At 69.8% G+C, this 19708-nt stretch carries 20 protein-coding genes; 15 read left to right on the top strand and 5 right to left on the bottom strand.

Features of this window, described 5'->3' with window-relative positions:
• Nucleotides 1-61: 61 nt before the first annotated feature.
• On the top strand, nt 62-1120 hold the full coding sequence (locus ABZ909_RS22705; protein WP_357002773.1) for an NAD-dependent epimerase/dehydratase family protein: 1059 nt from the start codon (nt 62-64) through the stop codon (nt 1118-1120).
• 15 nt (nt 1121-1135) lie between these two features.
• On the opposite strand, the gene ABZ909_RS22700 is transcribed toward ABZ909_RS22705, so the two are convergent.
• Complete coding sequence (locus ABZ909_RS22700) at nt 1136-2521, bottom strand: hypothetical protein (protein WP_357002771.1); 1386 nt, start codon at nt 2519-2521, stop codon at nt 1136-1138.
• A 125-nt stretch (nt 2522-2646) separates the two neighbouring features.
• Between ABZ909_RS22700 and ABZ909_RS22695 the strand changes: the two genes are divergently transcribed.
• The 4 genes from ABZ909_RS22695 to ABZ909_RS22680 all read left to right on the top strand — a co-directional run bounded on the left by ABZ909_RS22695 (nt 2647) and on the right by ABZ909_RS22680 (nt 5921).
• Entirely contained in the window at nt 2647-3312 is a 666-nt protein-coding gene (locus ABZ909_RS22695; protein WP_357002770.1) for a glycosyltransferase family 2 protein, read from the top strand.
• Nucleotides 3309-3998: a DUF2064 domain-containing protein gene (locus ABZ909_RS22690; protein ID WP_357002768.1), complete on the top strand. Its 690-nt coding sequence runs from the start codon at nt 3309-3311 to the stop codon at nt 3996-3998. Before ABZ909_RS22695 ends, ABZ909_RS22690 begins: the two co-directional genes overlap by 4 nt.
• Before the next feature lie 364 nt (nt 3999-4362).
• Complete coding sequence (locus tag ABZ909_RS22685) at nt 4363-5469, top strand: molybdopterin-dependent oxidoreductase (RefSeq protein WP_357002766.1); 1107 nt, start codon at nt 4363-4365, stop codon at nt 5467-5469.
• Nucleotides 5466-5921 carry a hypothetical protein gene (locus ABZ909_RS22680; protein ID WP_357002764.1) on the top strand — a complete coding sequence of 152 codons (456 nt, stop codon included), beginning with the start codon at nt 5466-5468 and terminating at the stop codon, nt 5919-5921. The genes ABZ909_RS22685 and ABZ909_RS22680 overlap by 4 nt, the downstream gene beginning before the upstream one ends.
• On the opposite strand, the gene ABZ909_RS22675 is transcribed toward ABZ909_RS22680, so the two are convergent.
• Together ABZ909_RS22675 and ABZ909_RS22670 are read right to left on the bottom strand one after the other, a co-directional pair.
• Nucleotides 5848-6879, bottom strand: coding sequence for a HAMP domain-containing sensor histidine kinase (locus ABZ909_RS22675; protein ID WP_357002762.1), 1032 nt, complete (start codon nt 6877-6879; stop codon nt 5848-5850). The two genes, ABZ909_RS22680 and ABZ909_RS22675, sit on opposite strands and share 74 nt — an antisense overlap.
• The gene (locus ABZ909_RS22670; protein ID WP_357002760.1) at nt 6869-7582 is read right to left on the bottom strand and encodes a response regulator transcription factor; all 714 of its coding nucleotides are present in this window, start codon (nt 7580-7582) and stop codon (nt 6869-6871) included. Before ABZ909_RS22670 ends, ABZ909_RS22675 begins: the two co-directional genes overlap by 11 nt.
• Before the next feature lie 424 nt (nt 7583-8006).
• Here ABZ909_RS22670 and ABZ909_RS22665 point away from each other — a divergent pair, with 424 nt between their 5' ends.
• Both ABZ909_RS22665 and ABZ909_RS22660 read left to right on the top strand, forming a co-directional pair.
• Nucleotides 8007-8579 (top strand): class I SAM-dependent methyltransferase, encoded by a 573-nt coding sequence (locus ABZ909_RS22665; protein ID WP_357002758.1) that lies wholly within the window; start codon nt 8007-8009, stop codon nt 8577-8579.
• 71 nt (nt 8580-8650) lie between these two features.
• A complete protein-coding gene (locus ABZ909_RS22660; protein ID WP_357002756.1) occupies nt 8651-9859 on the top strand; it encodes a low temperature requirement protein A in 1209 nt (402 codons plus the stop codon).
• Nucleotides 9860-9865: 6 nt separating this feature from the next.
• On the opposite strand, the gene ABZ909_RS22655 is transcribed toward ABZ909_RS22660, so the two are convergent.
• Nucleotides 9866-10585, bottom strand: a complete 720-nt coding sequence (locus tag ABZ909_RS22655; protein ID WP_357002754.1) for a DsbA family oxidoreductase — start codon at nt 10583-10585, stop codon at nt 9866-9868.
• Nucleotides 10586-10764: 179 nt separating this feature from the next.
• Between ABZ909_RS22655 and ABZ909_RS22650 the strand changes: the two genes are divergently transcribed.
• The 5 genes from ABZ909_RS22650 to ABZ909_RS22630 all read left to right on the top strand — a co-directional run bounded on the left by ABZ909_RS22650 (nt 10765) and on the right by ABZ909_RS22630 (nt 14731).
• Nucleotides 10765-11949 carry an FAD-dependent oxidoreductase gene (locus ABZ909_RS22650; protein WP_357002752.1) on the top strand — a complete coding sequence of 395 codons (1185 nt, stop codon included), beginning with the start codon at nt 10765-10767 and terminating at the stop codon, nt 11947-11949.
• A 39-nt stretch (nt 11950-11988) separates the two neighbouring features.
• The gene (locus ABZ909_RS22645) at nt 11989-12912 is read left to right on the top strand and encodes an RNA polymerase sigma-70 factor (RefSeq protein ID WP_357002750.1); all 924 of its coding nucleotides are present in this window, start codon (nt 11989-11991) and stop codon (nt 12910-12912) included.
• Nucleotides 12913-13034: 122 nt separating this feature from the next.
• On the top strand, nt 13035-13328 hold the full coding sequence (locus tag ABZ909_RS22640; protein ID WP_357002749.1) for a DUF3761 domain-containing protein: 294 nt from the start codon (nt 13035-13037) through the stop codon (nt 13326-13328).
• A 91-nt stretch (nt 13329-13419) separates the two neighbouring features.
• Nucleotides 13420-14043: a DNA-3-methyladenine glycosylase gene (locus ABZ909_RS22635; RefSeq protein WP_357002747.1), complete on the top strand. Its 624-nt coding sequence runs from the start codon at nt 13420-13422 to the stop codon at nt 14041-14043.
• 112 nt (nt 14044-14155) lie between these two features.
• Entirely contained in the window at nt 14156-14731 is a 576-nt protein-coding gene (locus ABZ909_RS22630; protein ID WP_357002745.1) for a Clp protease N-terminal domain-containing protein, read from the top strand.
• Between the two features lie 6 nt (nt 14732-14737).
• Here ABZ909_RS22630 and ABZ909_RS22625 read toward each other — a convergent pair whose 3' ends face one another.
• The gene (locus tag ABZ909_RS22625; RefSeq protein ID WP_357002743.1) at nt 14738-16345 is read right to left on the bottom strand and encodes a 2-isopropylmalate synthase; all 1608 of its coding nucleotides are present in this window, start codon (nt 16343-16345) and stop codon (nt 14738-14740) included.
• A 215-nt stretch (nt 16346-16560) separates the two neighbouring features.
• On the opposite strand from ABZ909_RS22625, the gene ABZ909_RS22620 reads away from it, so the two are divergent.
• The 3 genes from ABZ909_RS22620 to tyrS all read left to right on the top strand — a co-directional run bounded on the left by ABZ909_RS22620 (nt 16561) and on the right by tyrS (nt 19262).
• Nucleotides 16561-17235: a FadR/GntR family transcriptional regulator gene (locus ABZ909_RS22620; protein WP_357003069.1), complete on the top strand. Its 675-nt coding sequence runs from the start codon at nt 16561-16563 to the stop codon at nt 17233-17235.
• A 105-nt stretch (nt 17236-17340) separates the two neighbouring features.
• Entirely contained in the window at nt 17341-17766 is a 426-nt protein-coding gene (locus ABZ909_RS22615) for a DoxX family protein (protein ID WP_357002741.1), read from the top strand.
• Between the two features lie 215 nt (nt 17767-17981).
• On the top strand, nt 17982-19262 hold the full coding sequence (gene tyrS / locus ABZ909_RS22610; protein ID WP_357002739.1) for a tyrosine--tRNA ligase: 1281 nt from the start codon (nt 17982-17984) through the stop codon (nt 19260-19262).
• Nucleotides 19263-19708: the final 446 nt, after the last annotated feature.

Raw genomic sequence — 19708 nt, 5'->3', positions numbered from 1 at the left:
GAATCACGCGAGGTCGGCCGGTCCGGGCGCATTCCGGCGGCGGGCCGTCCAGAATCGCCGCATGCGTGTACTCCTGACCGGCGCAGCCGGATTCATCGGCTCGCACATTCACCGCGCGGCACTGGCCGCCGGACACGAGGTGGTCGCGGCCGACTTCATGCTCGCCGCCGCCCACGGATCCGCCGCCCTGCCCCCGCCCGGCATCGCCCGGGTGGACGTGCGGGACCCGGACGCCCTCGGCGAGCTCCTGCACGGCGTCGACGTCGTCTGTCATCAGGCCGCCGTGGTCGGCGCGGGCGTCAGCGCCCAGGACGCCCCGGCCTATGCCAGCCACAACGACCTCGGCACCGCCGTGCTGCTCGCGGCCATGGACCGCGCCCGCTGCCGCCACCTGGTGCTGGCCTCCTCGATGGTGGTCTATGGCGAGGGCCGCTACGTCGATTCCGCGGGCGTGCCCGCCGAGCCGGCCCCGCGCACCCGCACCGATCTCGACAACGGCCGATTCGACCACCGCGGCCCCGACGGCCGCCCTCTCGCCTGGACGCCCATCGACGAGGACGCGCCCCTGCGTCCGCGCAGCCTCTACGCCGCGTCCAAGGTGGCGCAGGAGCACTACGCCATCGCCTGGGCCGCGGCCACCGGCGGGACCGTCACCGCGCTGCGGTACCACAATGTGTACGGACCCGATATGCCCAGGGACACACCGTATTCCGGGGTTGCGGCCATCTTCCGCTCCGCACTCGAGGCCGGTGAGGCCCCGCGCGTGTTCGAAGACGGCACGCAGGCCCGTGATTTCATCCACGTCCGCGACATCGCGGAGGCCAATGTCGCCGCACTCGAACACCCGCTGGGCGCGTTCACCCCGCTCAATATCGCCTCGGGCACCCCGATCGCCATCGGCGAGGTGGCCGCCACGCTGGCCCGTGCCTACGGCGGCAAACAGCCCGTGGTGACCGGCGACTACCGTGCCGGCGACGTCCGCCACATCGTGGCGAGTCCCGAACGTGCCCGCCGCTCACTGGGTTTCGTCGCCGCCGTCACGCCGAGCCTGGGGCTCGCCGAGTTCGCGACCGCGCCGTTGCGCTCGGTCTCCGGGAACGGAGCCCCCACCTGGCGGTGAATTCGGCTGCGGCGATTACCAATTCGTCAGGATCAGGTGGTTGACGAGCAGTGCCCCCGCCGCCTGCACGACGAGCCAGAAGCGTGTGCTGTGGCGGGGGAGCAGCGCGGTCGCCGACAGCGCCCACACATCGAACGGCAGCCAGATGCGTTCGGTCTCGGCCTTGCTGAGCCCGCTGATGTCCGCGATGAGGATGGCGGTGATCCCGGCGGCGGCCAGTAGCGCCGCCGGATCGACGTGGGAGCGCCAGCGCGAGAGCCAGTTCCGCCATGGCTGTACCGGCAGGATCTTCAGCTCGATCAGCACCCGGCTGCTCGCGGCGGCGGTGGCCAGCCCCACCGCGCACACCGTCGCCGCGAGATTGCCCCAAACCCAGTACGAGTAGGGTCGCTCGCTGGCAATGCCCTGGTAGTAGCGCTGTACCACGAGGTGATAGCCGGTGAGCCACCAGAATCCCGCCGCCGCGAAGACTCCCACCACCGCGAGCGCACCCGCGAGCGCCGGCAGCGCGGGCCGCGGCGACCGGGCCAGCAGCACCGCCGCGGCCGGAATCACCATGAGCACCAAGCCGTAATTCAGGAAGAGGGTGAACCCGAACAGCACTCCGGACGCCAGTGCGAGCCGGACCCAGCCCCGCTCCAGCCGGGTCGCCGACGCCAGCAATGCCACCGCCCAGGCGCCCACCCCGGCGAAGAGCCCGTCCGCGGAGACCGCGATCCAGATGACCGCGGGCATGAGCGCGAGGAAAGGCGTTGCGGCCCGGGCCCGATGCTCGGACCCCAGCGCCCGGATGGCGAACGGCACCGCCGCCGCGGCACTGGTCCCGACCAGCACGCACAGCAGTCCCGCCCAGGCCCCGCCGCCCAGTCCGATCCGGTCCAGCAGTACGAACACCAGCAGTGCGCCCGGCGGATGCCCGGACACGTGGGTCGTCCACGAATCGGGCTGGAAATCCAGGATGCGCCCGGAGAATCCGCGCAGCATGGCTCCGATGTCGTGCACTCCGCCGACCTCGTGCAGGTACTCGTCGCGGGTGGTGAGCCGGCCGGCGAAGCCGCGCTGCCAGCCGTCCACCATGGCCAGCGCGAACGCCCACGCCGCCGCCGTCGCCCACGTCGCCAGCAGCAGCCGTCCCCAGGACAGCCGCCGCGCCAGGTCCGGGCCGAAGCGCACCACGGCCGCGGCCAGGGCGACGGCCGGCACCGTGCCCCACCCCACATGCGGCAGCCAGCCACCGAAGATCGGCGCGGCCCCGGCGTAGAGCCGGTCCCGCCAGGGTTTGCCCTCGATTCGCGGAACCAGAAAGGCGACGAGGACCAACAGCAGAGCCGCGAGCGCCCAGTAGCCGTCGACACGGGTGGAGACGTAGCGCGCGACCCGGGTCGCGGAAGCGTTCGCCATGGCGGAAACCCTAGGCCCCGAAACCCGCCGGAACTGTCCGGATCACCATTTCTACTGCTCTTGTCATACTTTCGTCATGCGTGTCCCGGGGTCGGAAGACGCCGGTTGGCCGTACGGTCGAGGCCATGACCGAATTGGACTCCGTACCCGCGGTCACGGTGGTGATCCCTTGCCGGGACGAAGCGGAAGCGCTTCCCGGCGTACTATCAGCAATTCCGGTGGGCTACCGGGTGATCGTGGTGGACAACGGCTCCACCGACGGCACCGCCGAGGTCGCGCGTGCCGCCGGAGCGACCGTGGTGACCGAATCGACCCCCGGCTACGGCAGCGCCGTGCATGCCGGCGTCGGCGCCGCCCGCACCGAACTGGTCGCCGTCCTGGACGGCGACGGCTCCCTCGATCCCGGCGAACTGCCCCGGCTGGTGGCCGAATTCAGCCCCGGCGTCGACATGGTGGTCGGCCGCCGCCGTGCCGCGGTACCCGGCGCACTACCCCTACACGCGCGAATTGGCAACTGGGCCTTCGCCTTCCGGCTGCGCCGCCGCTACGGCCTGCGGGTGCACGATATCGGCGCCATGCGGGTGGCCCGTCGCGACCGCCTGCAGGCGCTCGGACACCTGCATGCCCGGTCCGGCTATCCGCTGGCCCTGCTCACCGGCGCGGCCCGCGCGGGCTGGCTGGTGCTGGAGCGTGACATCACCTATCGGCCGCGGACTCACGGCGAGTCCAAGGTCTCCGGTTCCTGGCTCGGCACCGTGCGTGCCGCCCGAGACTTCTGGAGCGTGCGATGAACCCGACCGATGTCCCCGCCACCATGCTGGTGATGGCCAAATCGCCCATCCCCGGATTCGCCAAAACCCGTCTCACACCGCCGTTCTCACCGGTCGACGCCGCCTATCTGGCGGCCTGCGCCCTGCTCGACACCCTGGACGCGGTGCGCGAGAGCGGCATCCGGCACAGCGTCGTCGCCTGGACAGGCGACCTCGACCGCGCCGAGCGTTCGGTCGAACTGGCCGCCGCCCTGCGGGAGGTGACCGTGGTGCCGCAGCGCGGCGACAGCTTCGGCGAACGCCTCGCCAACGCCCACGTCGATGCCGCCGAGTTCGGTGTCCCGGTGCTGCAGGTCGGCATGGACACCCCGCAGGCCGACGCGGACCTGCTGAACCGCTCGGCCGCGCGCCTGGTGGCCACCGGCGACACCGTCCTCGGTCCCGCGGCGGACGGCGGCTGGTGGGCTCTCGGTCTCCCCGAGCCGCGCCCGGCGCACCTGCTCAGCGACGTCCCCATGTCGACCTCCCGCACCGGCGAGCTCACCGCAACCGCACTGCGCCACAGCGGGTTCCGGGTGCACTCCCTGCCCACCCTCACCGACGTGGACACCTACCCCGACGCCGTCTCCGTGGCGGCCGTGTCCCGGGGTCGCTTCGCGCGCGCGGTCACCGATCTGGTGACCGCGAAAACCCCCGTTCCACTCTGAGATTCGAGCCTCGAAAGGAGCCCGCGGCGGGCCCCGAACCGGCCCCGCCGCGGACGCCATGTCAGAACACACCGCACTGCCCGATCAACCCGCACTGCCCGGCGGGCCAGTCCGATCCGGCGGAAAAGACCAGTCGAACGCGACAGCTCGGCCCGGCGAGACGGACCAGTCCAGCGGGACATCTCAACCCGGTGGGGCAGCCCAGTCCGGCGGGACACCTCAACCCGGCGGGACGGCCCAGCCGGGCGGGACGGCCCAGCCCGACCCGGTCGCAGGGCCCGGCCGGATCGAGGGGGCCGGGCCGCTCCAACTGTTGCTGCCGCCTGCGCTTTCCGATCGGCTGAGTCCCGCCCGCTCCACGGCCGTGGCCGCGCGGACGGGCATTGCCCTCGGCGTCGGCATCACCATCCTGTTCGTGACCGGCCTGATCAGCCACCTGATCCAGCATCCGCCGGACTGGTTCTGGTGGCCCGCGCATCCGGTGTGGCTGTACCGGCTCACGCAGGGCACGCACGTGACGGTCGGGGTCATGATGATCCCGCTGCTGCTGGTGAAGTTCTGGTCGGTGTACCCGCGGTTCTTCATCAAACCGTCGCTGCGCCGGGGGATTCCGGACGCGCTGGAACGCATGTCGGTGGCGGTACTCATCGGCGCGGTGCTGTTCCAGATCGTGACCGGACTGTTCAATACCGCGCAGTTGTACCCGTGGAAGTTCTTCTTCACCGTCACGCATCACGCCATGGCCTACGTGGCCTTCGGATCGGTCATTGTGCATCTGGCGGTCAAGCTTCCCATTGTGCGGCAAGCGCTTTCGCGGCGGATCGACGACCCCGTCGCGGATGCCGATGCGACCGAGGAATCGGAACACGCGCAGTCGGGTGTTTCGCGGCGCGCGGTGCTCGCCGCGGCCGGACTCGGCGCGGTCGTGGCGGGCCCGGCAGTGGCGGGGCAGTCGATCCCGTTCCTGCGCTGGGTCTCCCTGCTCGCGCCGCGTAGTGGCGAAGGCCCGCAAGGTGTTCCGATCAACCGGACTGCCGCAGCCGCTGGAGTCACCGAGACCGCCGGCTCACCGCGGTACACGCTGTCGGTGAAAGTCGGTGGCCGCGAACGCGGTTTCTCCCGCGCCGAACTGGAGGCCCTGCCGCAGACCGACAGCGCGCTGCCCATCGCCTGCGTGGAAGGCTGGAGCGCGCAGGCCCGCTGGTCCGGCGTCCGTCTGCGCGACCTGCTGGCCCGGGTGGGCGAATATGGCGGCGGCGACGTGCGTTTCGTGTCCCTGGAGATGACCGGCATCTACGGTTCGTCCATCCTGCCTCGCACCCACGTGGTGGATGCCGCCACGCTGATCGCCCTGCGCCTCAATGGCGAAGACCTGGCCCTCGACCACGGTTACCCCTGCCGCCTCATCGCTCCCAGCCGCCCGGGCGTCCTGCAGACCAAATGGCTGAAATCGATCGAGGAACTGTCATGACGATCACACGAATCCTGCTGGGCGCGCTGGGCATCGGCCTGGCCGCGTACGGCGTCGAACTGCTGCTGCAGATGAGCACCCCGGACCTGCGCTCGGTCGCGGTCTGGTTCATCGGCGTCATCCTCGCCGAGAACCTGGTCTTCGGCCCGGCCGCGGCCCTCGCCGGCGCGCTCGGCCGCCTCGTGCTCCCCGCCCGCTGGTGGCCCGCCTACGCCGTGGGCGCGTTCATCAGCCTGGCCCTGATCCTCATCGCCGTCCCGGTCCTCGGCCGCGAGGGCGCGGTCCCCGGCAACGCCACCATCCTGGACCGTGACTACACCGTCGGTCTGCTGGTCGCGCTCGCCGTGGTGTGGGCGGGGGTGGCCGTGTACCTGCTGTTCACCGCCCGGCGGTCGTCAGCAGTGGCAGCCGGACCTCGAATCGCGCACCGTCGGAACGATTCTGCGCGGTGATGTCCCCGTGGTGCGCCGCCACCAGCCCGGCGGCAATGGCCAATCCCATGCCGCTGCTGCTGCCGAGTTCGGCCGCGCCGGGGGAGCGGGCGGAGCTGCCGCGGTACGCGACTTCGAAGATGCGCGGCAGATCGGCCTCGGAGATACCGGGCCCGGTGTCGTCGACCCGGGTCCAGGCGTGCCCGTCGTCGGCGCCCGCCGAGATGTCGATGCGCCCGCCGGGCGGGGTGTGCGCGATGGCATTGGCGACCAGGTTGGTCAGCACCCGGCCCAGCGCCCGATCGCTGCCCGCCACCACGATCTTGTCCTCGGGTTGCGTTGCGGCCAGGGTGATCCGGGCGCGTTCGGCCGTCGGCCGGTTGGCCGCCAGCACTTCGTCGATGAGCTCGCGCAGATCCACCGGCTCCATCTGCAGCCGCAGCGCTCCCGAATTGATCTTCGACATCTCGAACAGGTCGTCCACCATCGCGGAGAGTCGATTCGTCTCGCGCACAATCTGGTCCGCGTACCGCTGTACATCCTCGGGACGGGACACCACCCCGTCCAGCAGCGCCTCGCCCATGGCGCGAATCCCCGCCAGCGGGGTGCGCAGATCGTGGCTGACCCAGGCCACCAGCTCGCGCCGCGACCGTTCCGCCGCGCGCTCCTGCTCGAGCATCTCGCGCTCCCACACCGTGGCACGGGCCTGCTCGCGGCCGAGCAGAATCGCCGCGGGCACGGTGACGGCGGTGACGACGGCCAATACCACTGCGGTGCGCTCGAATTCGGCCCCGAACATGAGCCCGCTCACCGCCACCACCCCGCACAGGGTGGCGAGCGTCGGTATCAGCACCAGCACGGCCATGCTCGTGGTCATCGCGCGATTGCGGGTGTAGCGCAGCAGCAGTGCGCCGACCACCACCACCGGCAGCGTGCCTGCCAGCGCGTACCCGATCAGCCCGGGTGTATCAGTCGGCACCGGACACCTCCTCGCTTCCTGGATCGGTGCCGAGATCGGCGCGGCCCCAGGCATATCCGCGACCCCACACCGTCTCGATCCGATGTGCGGCGCCCAGTTTGGCGCGCAACCGCTTGACGTGCACGGTGACCGTGGACAGGTCACCGAAGTTCCAGCCCCACACCTCGGCCAGCAACTCCTGCCGGCTGAAGACGCGCCGCTGATGCGCGAGCAGGAAGGCCAGCAGATCGAATTCGCGCGCGGTCAATTCGACCGGCGTCCCGCCCGCCACCACGGTCCGCGCCGCCCGGTTCAACTCCACCCCGTCTCCGCGCAGCACCTCGTCGGCCACCGGCTGCGGATGCGTGCGCCGCAGCACCGACGCCACCCGCAGCGCCAGCTCGCGCGGACTGAACGGCTTGGTCACGTAGTCGTCCGCCCCCGCCTGCAACCCGACCACGCGGTCGTCCTCCTCGCCGAGCGCGGTCAGCAGAATGATCGGCGTCTCCGGATGCGCCCCCGCCCGCACGGCCCGCGTCAGATCGATCCCGTCCGGCCGCGGCATCATCACATCCAGCACCGCCAGATCGATCTCGTTCCGGGCCAGCACGGCCGCGGTCGCAGGCCCGTCCGCGGTCTCGACCACTTCGAGCCCGTCCCGCTCCAGATACCGCCGCACCACCTCGCGCACCACGGGATCGTCATCCGCCACCAGAATCCGCATCTCCCCACCCTAGGCGGCGTCGAACCGTGAATCACCTGGTCCGGGCCATTTCCGCGGTCGCCGTCACAGTTTCGTCACCACCGGTGACCGGCTCGAACGCTCCCACGGACCTACCGTCGAAACCATGAACCCCGCGCCCGACAGGCCGGACTCCGCAGGCCATCGCGAGTGTGGATCCGACGCACCCGGAACCCGCTCGGGCCCGGACCGATCACCGGGCGAGCATTACGGACACGGCCGAGGCGCGCGAGGGAACGGGTCGGCGGCGCAGTACCCGCCTTCGGTGAACAGGCGCCGTGCCCCAGTGATTGCCTTGCCCGGCAACGAATTTCCTGCCGGATCGGGGGCGGGATATGACGCTGTCGGGGCGGAACCCGGAGAGCTGGGTGGCGCGCGCCGAGGTTCGCGACGCGGGCTCGGGGCCGTGCCGGGGCGTGGGCGGCAGTGGCTGGCCGGGCGGTCCATGACGCGGGCGGCCGCGGCGGAGCGGTTCGATCGAGTGCTGATCTGCTGCTGCGACGGTCCGACCCTCGACCTGGCCTGCGGCTCGGGACGGCGCGCCGATCGGCTGCTGCGGCAAGGCGTCGCCGCGTTGAGTGTGGATCTGTCACCGATGGCGGTGGCCGCCGCCCGATTCCGGGGCGTACCCGCGCTCCATCGCGACCTTTTCGCCCAGCTCCCCGGCACCGGGCGGTGGTCGTACGCCATCCTCGCCGACGGCATTCTCGGGATCGGCGGCGATCCGGTGCGAGTGCTGCGGCGGGCCCGGGAACTGCTCGCCCCCGACGGCGTCGCGATCGTCGAATTCGCCCCGGCCGGAACGGGTTCGATCGTCCATCCCGCCCGCTCGAACCTCGCAACGGCACCCGTTACGCCCTTGCGATGGGCGCGGGTGGGCATCGAATGCGCCCCCGAGCTGGCCGCGGCCGCCGAGCTACGCGTGGTCGCCGCGGTCACGGTATCGGGGCGGCCGATCGCCTGGCTGGCGCGATCCTGAGCGCACCGAGCGCGCGATGGCCGGGGCAGGCGCAGGCGGCGACAGGAGCCGGCCGGCTCTACGCTCAGGACGTGACCAGCGAAATGTCCGGCCCGGCCGACGAGGTCGAGGCGGAGGGCGGACAGGTCCGGGCCTCGACCCTGGAACTGTTCTTCGACCTCGTCTTCGTCTTCACCATCACCCAGCTCACCCACGCCTTCACCCGCCATCCCGGCTGGTCCGAGCTGGGGCATGTGGCACTCATGTTCGCCATCATCTGGTGGATGTACAGCGGGTACGTGTTCCTCACCAATGAGGTCGCCCCGAACAACTCGTCGCGCCGCACGTTCCTGCTCATCGGCATGTTCGGGTTCTTCGTCATCGCCATCACGATTCCGAGTGCGTTCCAGGGTTCCGGGCTGGCCTTCGGGCTCGGGTACTTCGTGATCAACACGGTGCACAGCGTCATGTTCGCGACGTCGGCCAGCCGAGGGGCGAGCTCCGCGATCCTGCGACTCGCGCCGCTCAATGCCGTGTCCGCGGCGCTGGTGCTGGCGGGCGGCATCGCCGAGGGCTGGGTGCGCGCCGTGCTGTGGATGATCGCGGTCGCGGTGCAGGTGGTTTCGCCGTACCTGGCCCGCACCGAGGGATTCGTCATCCGCCCCAGCCATTTCTGCGAACGCCACGGTCTGGTCGTGATCATCGCGCTGGGCGAATCGGTGGTGGCCATCGGCGCGAACCTGACCGGTATGGACCTCACCGTCGGCCTGGTCGCGACCGCGGGCCTCGGCCTCACCCTCGGATATGTGCTGTGGTGGGCCTATTTCGGCTTCGACGACGAGCGCGGTGAGCACCGGCTGCGGGCACTGCGGGGCCCGGCGCAGATCCGCACCGCGGTACTCGCCTACGGCTATTCACTGTTCGTGCTGGTGCTCGGCATCATCCTGACGGCGGCCGGCATCTCCATGACCATCGCGCACGGCAATCAGCCCGCGAGTACGGCCGCGGCACTGGCGCTTTCGGGCGGCGTGGCTCTGTTCCTGCTGGGCCAGTGCCTGTTCCGGCTGGCCCTGGGCATTCCCCGCCCGGGCCTGCGATTGATCGCCGCGATCGCCGTCGTGGCCACCGCGCCGATCGGCATCGCCTGGGTGGCCTGGGGACAGCTCGTGGTCCTGATGGTGGTCGCCTACGGGTTCGTGATCGCCGACGACCTGCTCCGACTCCGATCCGGTGAGCGCAGCACGTACCTGCGGGACGTCTCGGCTATCGGGCACCGGATCATTCGCGACGGCGATCGCTAGCCGCGCTCAATCCCGTTGCGGCAGCGTACAACCGTCGGGACCGCAGGCCTCACCGTCCGCGACGATCTCGAGCTCCGGCGCGTGATCGCTCCAGGCCCGTTCCAGCGCCTGCGCGAACACCTCCGACGGTTGCGCGCCCGACACCCCGTACTTGCGGTCGAGCACGAAGAACGGCACGCCGCGCGCGCCGAGCCGGGCGGCCTCGGCCTCGTCGGCACGCACCGCATCGGCGTAGGCCTCGGGATCCGCGAGCACCTCGCGTACGGCCACGTCGTCGAATCCGGCCGACACCGCGACCTGAACCAGCCGTTCGGTATCTCCGAAGAGCGGCTCGTCCTCGGCGAAGTTGGCCGCGTACAAGGCATCCAGCAGCTGCTCCTGCTTGCCCCTTTCGAGCGCGAAGTGCAGCAGCCGATGCATGTCGAAGCTGTTCCCGAAGTCCCGCCCCGAGGTCAGATAGGGCAGGCCGATCGCCTCGGCCTGCGCGCCGATGCCGCGCTCATTGGCGGCGGCCTGCGCCTCGCTGATGCCGTACTTCTCCGCGATGTGCGGGACCACCGCGTCGCTGTGATCCCGGGGCAGCATCGGGTCCAGTTCGAAGGACCGGTGCACCACCGTGACGGCGTCCCGATGCGGGAACGCCTCCAGTGCCTCCTCGAAACGCCGCTTGCCCAGATAGCAGAACGGGCAGTTGATATCGGTCCAGATCTCGACCTCTACGGCCATCACACCTCACGCTCCAACGCTGTTTCCGCAGGCCGGAGGGTCCGGCCACCCCTCTGCCAACCGGCGACCTGGTCCGAATGTTCCGCTGTGACCCAGTTCACAGCGTCGGGTTGTCACGTTCCGCGGGGCTGTCCTGTCTCATGCCCGACCCAGCAGGAACGAGCCCCACGGAGCCGACCATGAACGCCACCACCAATACTCACCGAATCGTCGTCCTCGGCGGCGGCTACACCGGCGTGCTGGCCGCCATCCGCCTGGCCCGCCGCACCCGCAAGCTGGACGCCCGCATCACGCTGGTGAACCCCTCGGACCGTTTCACCGAGCGGCTGCGCATGCACCAGATCGCCGCCGGGCAGGAACTGGCCGACCACCGCATCCCCGAGCTGCTGGCCGGATCGGGCGTGGTCTTCCACCGCGCGGCCGCCGTCGCCATCGACGCCGCGGCTCGCGTCGTCACTCTCGACGACGCCACCGACATGCCCTACGACACCCTGATCTACGCCCTCGGCAGCGCCACCGACACCTCGATCGTGCCCGGCGCCGACCACCATGCCTGGACCCTCAACGACCCGCGCCAGGCCCGCCGCTTCTCGCACCGGCTCACCGAAATCGCCGCTGCCGCAGGCACTGTCACCGTTGTCGGCAGTGGTCTGACCGGTATCGAGGCCGCCACCGAGATCGCCGAATCGCACCCCGGCCTGACCGTGACCCTGATCGGCGCGCAGGAACCCGGCCACATGATGGGCGACGGGGCCCGCGCGCACCTGAACCGCGCTCTGGACCGGCTCGGCATCCTCCGCAAGGTCGGTGTGCAGGTCGCCAAGGTGCTGCCCGATGCCGTGCGCCTGACCACCGGCGACCTGATCGCCTCGGACCTGACCCTGTGGACCGCGGGCGTGAAGGTGTCGCCGCTGGCCGCCCAGGCCGGAATCGCCGTGGACGAGCGCGGATTGATCGTCACCGACACCACCCTGCGCTCGGTCTCGCACCCGGAGATCCTGCCCATCGGCGATGCCGCGGCGGTGCGCATGCCCTTCGGCGTCCTCCACGGCACCTGCCAGAGCGGCATGCCCACCGCCGCCTACGCCGCCGACAGCCTGGCCCGCCGGCTGCGCGGAAAGACCGTGAAGCCCTTCCGTTTCGGCTACATCCACCAGCCGGTGAGCCTGGGCCGCAAGGACGCGGTCATCCAGTTCACCAAGGCCGACGACACCCCGCGCCGCTGGTACCTGAAGGGCCGCGCCGCCGTCACCTACAAGGAGCAGGTCAGCGCCAGCCCGGTACCGGTCTACAAGATGAGCAAGCACATGAACATGCAGGTGCAGCTCGCCAACGGCGGCCGCGCCACGCGCACGATCGCATGAGATGGATTCATTTCGTAAGACCCGGTAGGTATGAGTCCCATGCAGGACCACACGCCCGACCAGCCCACACCCGCTGCCCGGCAGGGCGATTCGATCGATCCGTTCGTCGCCCACCGCCGGCTGCTGTTCGGCACCGCGTACCAGATGCTCGGCACCGTCACCGACGCCGAGGACGTCCTGCAGGACGCCTGGATCAAATGGCACGAGGTGGACCGGGACACGGTCACCCACCCCAAGTCCTATCTGGTCCGCGCCGTCACCAATCTGGCGCTCAACCGCCTCACCTCGGCGCGCGCCAGCCGCGAGACCTATGTCGGGCCGTGGCTGCCCGAACCCCTGCTCACCACCACCGCCGACGCCGCAGAGGAGGCCGAGACGGCCGACACCGTGTCGACCGCCATGCTGGTCGTTCTCGAAACCCTGAGCCCGGTCGAGCGCGCGGTCTTCGTGCTGCGCGAGGTCTTCGGCTACTCGCATGCCGAGATCGCCGGTTTCCTGGACCGCCCCGAGGCCACCGTCCGCCAGATCTCCCACCGCGCCCGCTCCCACGTGCACTCGCGCCGTCCGCGCTTCGACACCGATGTCTCGATCCGCTCGGAGGTCACCGAGAAGTTCATGGCCGCCGCCCAGGGCGGAGATGTCAACGCGCTCATGGAACTTCTGGCCCCCGACGTGACGCTGTGGAACGACGGCGGCGGCAAGGTCACCGCCGCCCGCCGCCCGCTCTACGGGCCCGACCATGTGGCTCGCTGGATGCTCGGCGCCATCGCCAAACCGAGCAGCGCGGGCATCCGCTTCGAATCCGCCTACATCAATGGCGAACTCGGTGTCCTGGCCATGATCGGCGACTACCGTATGGGTGCCCTGACCTACGACATTCGCGATGGTCACATCGAAACCATCCGCTTCCAGGTGAATCCGGACAAACTGGCCGGTATTCAGCAGCAGGGTGGCGGCGAATAGGTCGCCGAATCGGTCGGTCGACAGGAATCCGGGGTCGCGGCGATAGCCGTCCCGTACTATTCGGCGCTCATCGGGGGCATCCGCTCCCGCTTCGACACCGCTATTCTGCAAAGGATTTCGTAGTGATCGGCTATACCAAGCGCCGTGCGGCGCGACATATCCTGCCCTGGGCCGCCGCGGCCTTCATCGGTGCGAGCAGCGCGCTCGCCGGCCCCGCGGTCGCCGCACCGGTGCTCCACACCGCCTGCGCCGCCAGCGAATACGAGAACGTGAACGGCGCCTGCGTGCCGCGTCCGGAAGAGTCTCCCGCCGTCCCGGACGGAGCTACCGCCCGCTGCCAGGACGGCACCTACAGCTTCAGCCAGCACCGCCGCGGCACCTGCTCGCACCACGGTGGCGTCGCAGCCTGGCTCTGACCACCGGTTCGGCTCCGGCCACGCGGTAACCGGCCCCGCACGGCCGTCCCGGCACTCCGGGCGGGACGGCCGTGCGGAACAATAGGTCGGCGTGAGTGCCGAAGAGCTTGCCGTCGAACCACTGCGCGCCGCGCGGCGCCTGCTCGGCAGCACGCTCTGGTCCGGGCCGGTGGGCCTGCGCATCGTCGAGGCCGAGGCCTACGGAAGCGACCCGGTCGGCCCGTGGCCCGACCCCGCAGCCCACTCCGGCCGCGGCCGCACTCCGCGCAACGCGATCATGTTCGGCCCGCCCGGCGTGCTGTACGTCTACTTCAGCTACGGCATGCACACCTGCGTGAACGTCACCAGCGGTCCCGACGGCGTCGCCAGTGCCGTCCTCGTCCGGGCGGGCGAGATCATCGCGGGCCACGATGTCGCCCGCACCCGCCGCCCCGCCGCCAAAACCGATGCCGACCTGGCCCGTGGCCCCGGCAATGTCGGCAGCGCCCTCGGAATTCGCCTGGACGACTATGGAACTCACCTCTTCGACCCGGACGCGCCGATCCGCCTGGAGCTCGGCCCCGAGATTGCCGATCCCGCGGCCGTATCCGTCGGCCCACGGGTCGGGGTGAGCCTGGCCGCCGATCGTCCGTGGCGCCTGTGGCTGCCGGATTCCCCGGCGGTGTCGGCCTACCGCCGCAGCCCGCGCGCTCCCAAGCTGGATCGTTCCGCCTAGTTCGGATCAGTTCGCGCGCCGGGCGCCAAGCGGCGCACCGGAGTCCGTATCGGCGGGCGGACCGGAGGACTACGGTGGACGGATCGACAGCTCACCCTAGGTGGAATAGCCCATGTTCGAACGGTTCACCGATACTGCCCGCCGCGCCATCGTGCTGGCCCAGGAGGAGGCCCGCCTGCTCGGGCACGACTGGATAGGGACCGAACACCTGCTGCTCGGCATCCTGCACGGCGGCGATCCGATCGCCGGGCAGGCCCTCGCGGACGTGGGCCTGGACCTCTCCGGCCTCCGCGAGCGGGTGAACCAGGCGGTCGGCGTCCAGGAGAATCACGCCCCCGCCGGGCACATTCCCTTCACACCCCGCTCCAAGAAGGTGCTGGAGATGTCGCTGCGCGAGGCAATCCGCCTGCAGCACAACTACATCGGCCCCGAACACCTGTTGCTCGCCCTGGTCGCCGAGGGCTCCGGCGTGGCCTCGCAGGTCCTCATCAGCGAGAGCGCCACGCCCGATGACCTCCGCGGCCGGATCGACGCCCGCATGGCCGCGAGCCCCCGCCCGACCGCCGCGCCCTCGGCCGAAGCCGAACTCCGCCAGCGCATCACCGAACTCGAACACCGGGTGGCCGAACTCGAGCGCCGCCTGGGCGGTCCCGGCAGCGGGACCGTCCAGGGCGACGTCGTCGGGTAGCCGCGGCTACACGCTCAGCGGTACCGCCCGGGCCGCCCGTTCCCCGGCCGCCAGCACGGCGGAAACCGTTGCACGGGCCGAGTTTTCACCGGTACCGAAGGCCCAGGACACACCGTCGTCCGTGCGGTACTCCAGGTAGGCGGCGGCCGGATCGACTCCGGCGTGGTCCACGCTCTGATGCGTCACCGACAGCACCTCGACCGAGAACCCACGCCGGCCCAGCAGGCCGATGGCGTCCTCGGCCGTCGCGTCGGCGGGGATATCCGAATCGGCCGGGCTCCCGGCGTAGGTCGTGGTGAACAGCTCCCACAGCGTCCGCGCCGACACCTCGGTCCCGGTCCGATCGGTGTGGTGCTGGACGTGGCGGGCGAAGTCGATCTGCAGGCGGCGCGGCAACTCCAGGCCGTACTCGGTCTCCAGCAGATACGCGATCCCACCCTTGCCGGACTGTGAATTGACCCGGATCACCGCGTCGTAGGAGCGGCCGACATCGGCCGGGTCGATGGGCAGATACGGTACCTCCCAGGCGATTTCACGTTCGGGCTGGCCCAGCCGGGCCGCCCGCTCGCGATGTTCGGCGAAACCCTTCTTGATCGCGTCCTGATGCGTTCCCGAATATGCCGTGTACACCAGATCACCGGCGTAGGGATGGCGTTCGTGCACCGGCAGCCGTGTGCAGTACTCCACGGTCCGCCGCACCTGGTCGATATCGGAGAAGTCGATCATCGGATCCACGCCCTGCGCATGCAGATTCAACGCCAGCGTCGCCAGATCGACATTGCCCGTGCGCTCCCCATTGCCGAACACACACCCCTCGACCCGCTGCGCCCCGGCCAGCACCGCCAACTCCGCGCACGCGATCCCAGTGCCGCGGTCATTGTGCGGGTGCACCGACAGGATCACGCTGTCGCGCCGTGCCAGGTTCCGGTGCATGTACTCGATCTGATCGGCGTACACATTCGGCGTCGCCACCTCGACCGTCGCGGGCAGGTTCAGCGTCACCGGCCGCTCGGGCGTGGCGTCCCACAGCGTCGTCATGCGGTCGCAGACCTCCAGCACGAAATCCGGTTCGGTCAGCATGAACACCTCGGGCGAGAACTGGAACCGGACATTCGGCATTTCCCCGGCCAGTTCCAGCACATCGCGCCCGCCGGCGGTGATCAGCTCGGCCAGCTCTTCGCGGGTCTTGCCCAGTACCACATTCCGCCAGGTAGGCGCGGTGGCGGTGTACATGTGGATGACTACATCGTTGGGAATGCCGCGCACCGATTCCACGGTCCGCTCGATCAGATCCCGGCGCGCGGGGGTGAAGACGACGATGGTGACGTCCTCGGGAGCCAGCCGTTCGGCCCCGATCAACCGCACGAAATCGAAGTCGGTCTGCGAGGCGCTCGGGTACCCGACCTCGATCTCCTTGTAGCCCATGGCCACCAGCAGTTCGAAGAACCGCCGCTTGCGGTCGGGATCCATCGGCTCGGCCAGGGCCTGATTGCCGTCGCGCAGATCCACCGGCACCCACAGCGGTGCGATCGTGATCCGGTTGGCGGGCCAGGCACGTTCGGTCAGCGGCACCGAAACCCGCTGGTACACATCGCGATACCGATGCGAGGGCATGACGGACGACTGTTGACGATTCCAGCTCGGGGGAGTGCTCACGGGAGATTTCGCTTTCGCGTCGGAGGGGGTGACCGGCGCAGCACAGCGAGCCCGCTAGCGGGGTGCCGGTCGGTCAGACCCCGCCGCGGCGGTGAAGGAGAAGCAGGGCACCCAGAAGCATGTGGACTAGACTAGAGGGGATTCACTCCTCAGACAAGTAGAGAGGCTGAGCAATAGTGGCGCAGGTACAGAGGCATCCGCTCGCCGCCCAGGCCGCCGAGGTCCTGCTCTCGCGAATTCGTGCGGGGGAGTGGCAGCTGGGCCACCGCCTCCCCGGCGAGACCACGCTCGCCGCCCAGCTCGGCGTCGGCCGCTCCACGCTCCGCGAGGCCATTCGCGAACTCGCCGGCAAGGGCGTGCTCGAAAGCCGCCAGGGCGCGGGCGTTTTCGTCACCGCCCTGGATGTCGCCGAGGACTGGGACACGGTGCTGCGCCGCTCGGACATCGTCACCGTCATCGAGGCCCGCATCGCCATCGAGGCCGAGGGCGCCGCCCTGGCCGCCCGCCGCCGCACCCCCGCCGACCTGCGCGCCATGCTCCGCGCCCTGGCCGCTCGCGCCGAAAGCGGCGACTCCGTCGAGGGATTGGTCGACGCCGACACCGCCTTCCACCGCACGGTCGTGGCCGCCGCCCACAACGACATCCTGCTCGAACTGTTCAACGCCTTCGTCCCGCGCTCGCGCCACGCCATGATCGACATGCTCCGCATCCGCCCCATGCGCGATCCGGCCACCGACCACGACGCGCACGAGCACCTCTACGACGCCATCCGCGCCCGCGATCCCGAGGCCGCCGCCACCGCCAGTCGCGTCCACCTGACCGCGCTCAAAGCCGCCTTCGAGCCCTAGCCAAAAAAAGTTCTGCCGAGCGGCGATGAGTTTCCGCGACGGCCCCCGTCCTAGGGAGCAAGCGAGTTCGACACCGAACCGACAAGCCCCGGAAGGACATCCGACATGACCGCCATCGCCGCCACCCCGACCGTCGTCGCCACCGCCACCTCGGGCAAGCTCCGCAACCGTGTGCTGTGGACCCTGCAGATCGTGCTCGGCCTGTTCTTCATCGTCGCCTCCGGCCTGCCGAAGTTCGTGGGCCAGGCCGACGCCGTCCGCGTCTTCCACCAGATCGGCTGGGGCGACTGGTTCCGCTACTTCACCGGCCTGGTCGAGGTCTCCGGCGGCATCGGCCTGCTGGTTGCCCGCCTGAACGGCCCCGCCGCGGCGGGCCTGTCCATCACCATGGTGTGCGCCGCCGCCACCCAGGCCTTTATCCTCGGCTCCCCGGCCATGGCGATCTTCCCGCTCATCCTGGTCGGCGTCTTCGCCTGGATCGCCTACGAGCGCCGCGCCTCCTTCTCCACCTTCACCAACCTGGTGAAGTGACCCGAACAATCGCTCCACCCCAGCCCGTCGCCGACGAAACTCGGCGGCGGGTTCCTCGTATGTCACGCGACAACTGATTTCGTTGCGACCGGGGTAACTCGTCGGGGACGGCCAAAATTCTTTCGGCTCTCCACCGGCGGCCGCAGGCAGTTCTGGCGACGGCACCAAGGCCGGGCGAAAAAGTCGCGGAGAGGCGGAATGGAAAGATGGACTGCGTGAGCGGCGACATCATCGATGAACTGACCTGGCGCGGGTTGATCGCGCAGTCCACCGACCTGGACGCCCTGCGTGCGGCCACGGCCAAGGGCCCGATCACCCTCTATGCCGGGTTCGACCCGACCGCGGCCAGCCTGCACGCCGGACACCTGGTTCCCCTGCTGGCACTCAAGCGCTTCCAGCGCGCGGGCCACCGCCCGATCGTGCTGGCCGGTGGCGCGACCGGTCTCATCGGCGACCCCCGCGACGTCGGCGAGCGCGCCATGAACTCCACCGACACCGTCGCCGAATGGGCCGGCCGCATCCGCTCCCAGCTCGAGCGCTTCGTGGATCTGGACGGCCCGAACTCGGCGATCATCGCCAACAACATGGACTGGACCGGCCCGCTGAGCACGGTCTCGTTCCTGCGGGACATCGGCAAGCACTTCTCGGTGAACGTGATGCTGGCCCGCGACACCGTCAAGCGCCGGCTGGAGTCGGACGGCATGTCCTACACCGAGTTCAGCTACATGCTGTTGCAGGCCAACGACTTCCTGCAGTTGCGCCGCGAATACGGCTGCACGCTGCAGGTCGGCGGCTCGGACCAGTGGGGCAACATCATCGCGGGCGTAGAGCTCAACCGTCGCGTCGACGGCGAGCACGTGCACGCCCTCACCGTCCCGCTGGTGACCTCGGCCGACGGCAAGAAGTTCGGCAAGTCCACCGGCGGCGGCAGCCTCTGGCTGGACCCGGAGATGACCAGCCCCTACGCCTGGTACCAGTACTTCGTGAACACGGCCGACGCCGACGTGGTCCGCTACCTGCGCTGGTTCACGTTCCTCTCCCGCGAGGAACTGGACGAGCTCGAGAAGGCGACCGCCGAGCGCCCCTTTGCCCGCGAGGCCCAGAAGCGCCTGGCGGCCGAGATGACCACGCTCGTGCACGGCGAGGCGAACACCCATGCGGTGCAGTTGGCCAGTCAGGCCCTGTTCGGCCGCGGCGATCTGCGCGAGCTCGACGAGGCCACGCTGTCGGCGGCCCTGGCCGAGTCCGCGGTCGACGGCAAGGTCGCCGAGGCGACCGGAACCTCCACCATCGTGGATCTGCTGGTCGACTCGGGTCTGTGTGAGGGCCGCAGTGCGGCCCGCCGCGCCGTCAACGAGGGCGGCGCCGCGGTGAACAACGAGAAGGTGTCCGATCCGGAGTGGACCCCATCCGATGCCGACTACCTGCATGGGCGCTGGCTGGTGCTGCGTCGCGGCAAGAAGAACTTCGCCGGCGTGCGCCGCGCGGCCGACTGACCAGTTCGCCGATACCGAAACAAGATCGAAATGACCTGGGTCACAAACCGCTGGCTCAGGTCGCCGATCGCCCCGGTCAGCAACCCTTTTACCAGCGTAAACGCATCCGCGACCAGCGGATTTGACCTCGCGTTATCCGCCGCGTAACTTAGTCCAGGTCAGAGCGACACGGACACCGACCGGGACCGAAAAGCCCAGCTCAGAGGCTGGAAATCATCGGAAGCGGATACGAGGTTGGACGAGGAGCGCCGGACGTGAACACGCCAGCCAGAAAGTTGGCCCTTGACTCTGCGGAGTCTGGCGGCTAGGCTGGAAAAGTTGCCTCGCAGGACATCCAATCAAATTTGGATCGATTGCTTGTGCGTGTGTTCTTTGAGAACTCAATAGTGTGTCGATGAATGTCAGTGCCAAATTTTGAAATTTGGTTCCGGCCTCACACCCCCCGT

Origin of the sequence: Nocardia sp. NPDC046763 (genome assembly GCF_040645495.1) — a bacterium.
Lineage (GTDB): Bacteria > Actinomycetota > Actinomycetes > Mycobacteriales > Mycobacteriaceae > Nocardia.
Note: the sequence above shows the minus strand (reverse complement) of the source record. Positions and strands in the feature narration are given on the sequence as shown.

Bases quoted from the DNA above. Each gene is read 5' to 3' on its own strand.
- ABZ909_RS22700 (WP_357002771.1), bottom strand. From the start codon at position 2,521: ATGGCGAACGCTTCCGCGACCCGGGTCGCGCGCTACGTCTCCACCCGT.
- ABZ909_RS22630 (WP_357002745.1), top strand. From the start codon at position 14,156: ATGTTCGAACGGTTCACCGATACTGCCCGCCGCGCCATCGTGCTGGCC.
- ABZ909_RS22705 (WP_357002773.1), top strand. From the start codon at position 62: ATGCGTGTACTCCTGACCGGCGCAGCCGGATTCATCGGCTCGCACATT.
- ABZ909_RS22690 (WP_357002768.1), top strand. From the start codon at position 3,309: ATGAACCCGACCGATGTCCCCGCCACCATGCTGGTGATGGCCAAATCG.
- ABZ909_RS22615 (WP_357002741.1), top strand. From the start codon at position 17,341: ATGACCGCCATCGCCGCCACCCCGACCGTCGTCGCCACCGCCACCTCG.
- ABZ909_RS22625 (WP_357002743.1), bottom strand. From the start codon at position 16,345: ATGCCCTCGCATCGGTATCGCGATGTGTACCAGCGGGTTTCGGTGCCG.
- ABZ909_RS22695 (WP_357002770.1), top strand. From the start codon at position 2,647: ATGACCGAATTGGACTCCGTACCCGCGGTCACGGTGGTGATCCCTTGC.
- ABZ909_RS22645 (WP_357002750.1), top strand. From the start codon at position 11,989: ATGCAGGACCACACGCCCGACCAGCCCACACCCGCTGCCCGGCAGGGC.
- ABZ909_RS22680 (WP_357002764.1), top strand. From the start codon at position 5,466: ATGACGATCACACGAATCCTGCTGGGCGCGCTGGGCATCGGCCTGGCC.
- ABZ909_RS22650 (WP_357002752.1), top strand. From the start codon at position 10,765: ATGAACGCCACCACCAATACTCACCGAATCGTCGTCCTCGGCGGCGGC.
- ABZ909_RS22655 (WP_357002754.1), bottom strand. From the start codon at position 10,585: ATGGCCGTAGAGGTCGAGATCTGGACCGATATCAACTGCCCGTTCTGC.
- ABZ909_RS22670 (WP_357002760.1), bottom strand. From the start codon at position 7,582: ATGCGGATTCTGGTGGCGGATGACGATCCCGTGGTGCGCGAGGTGGTG.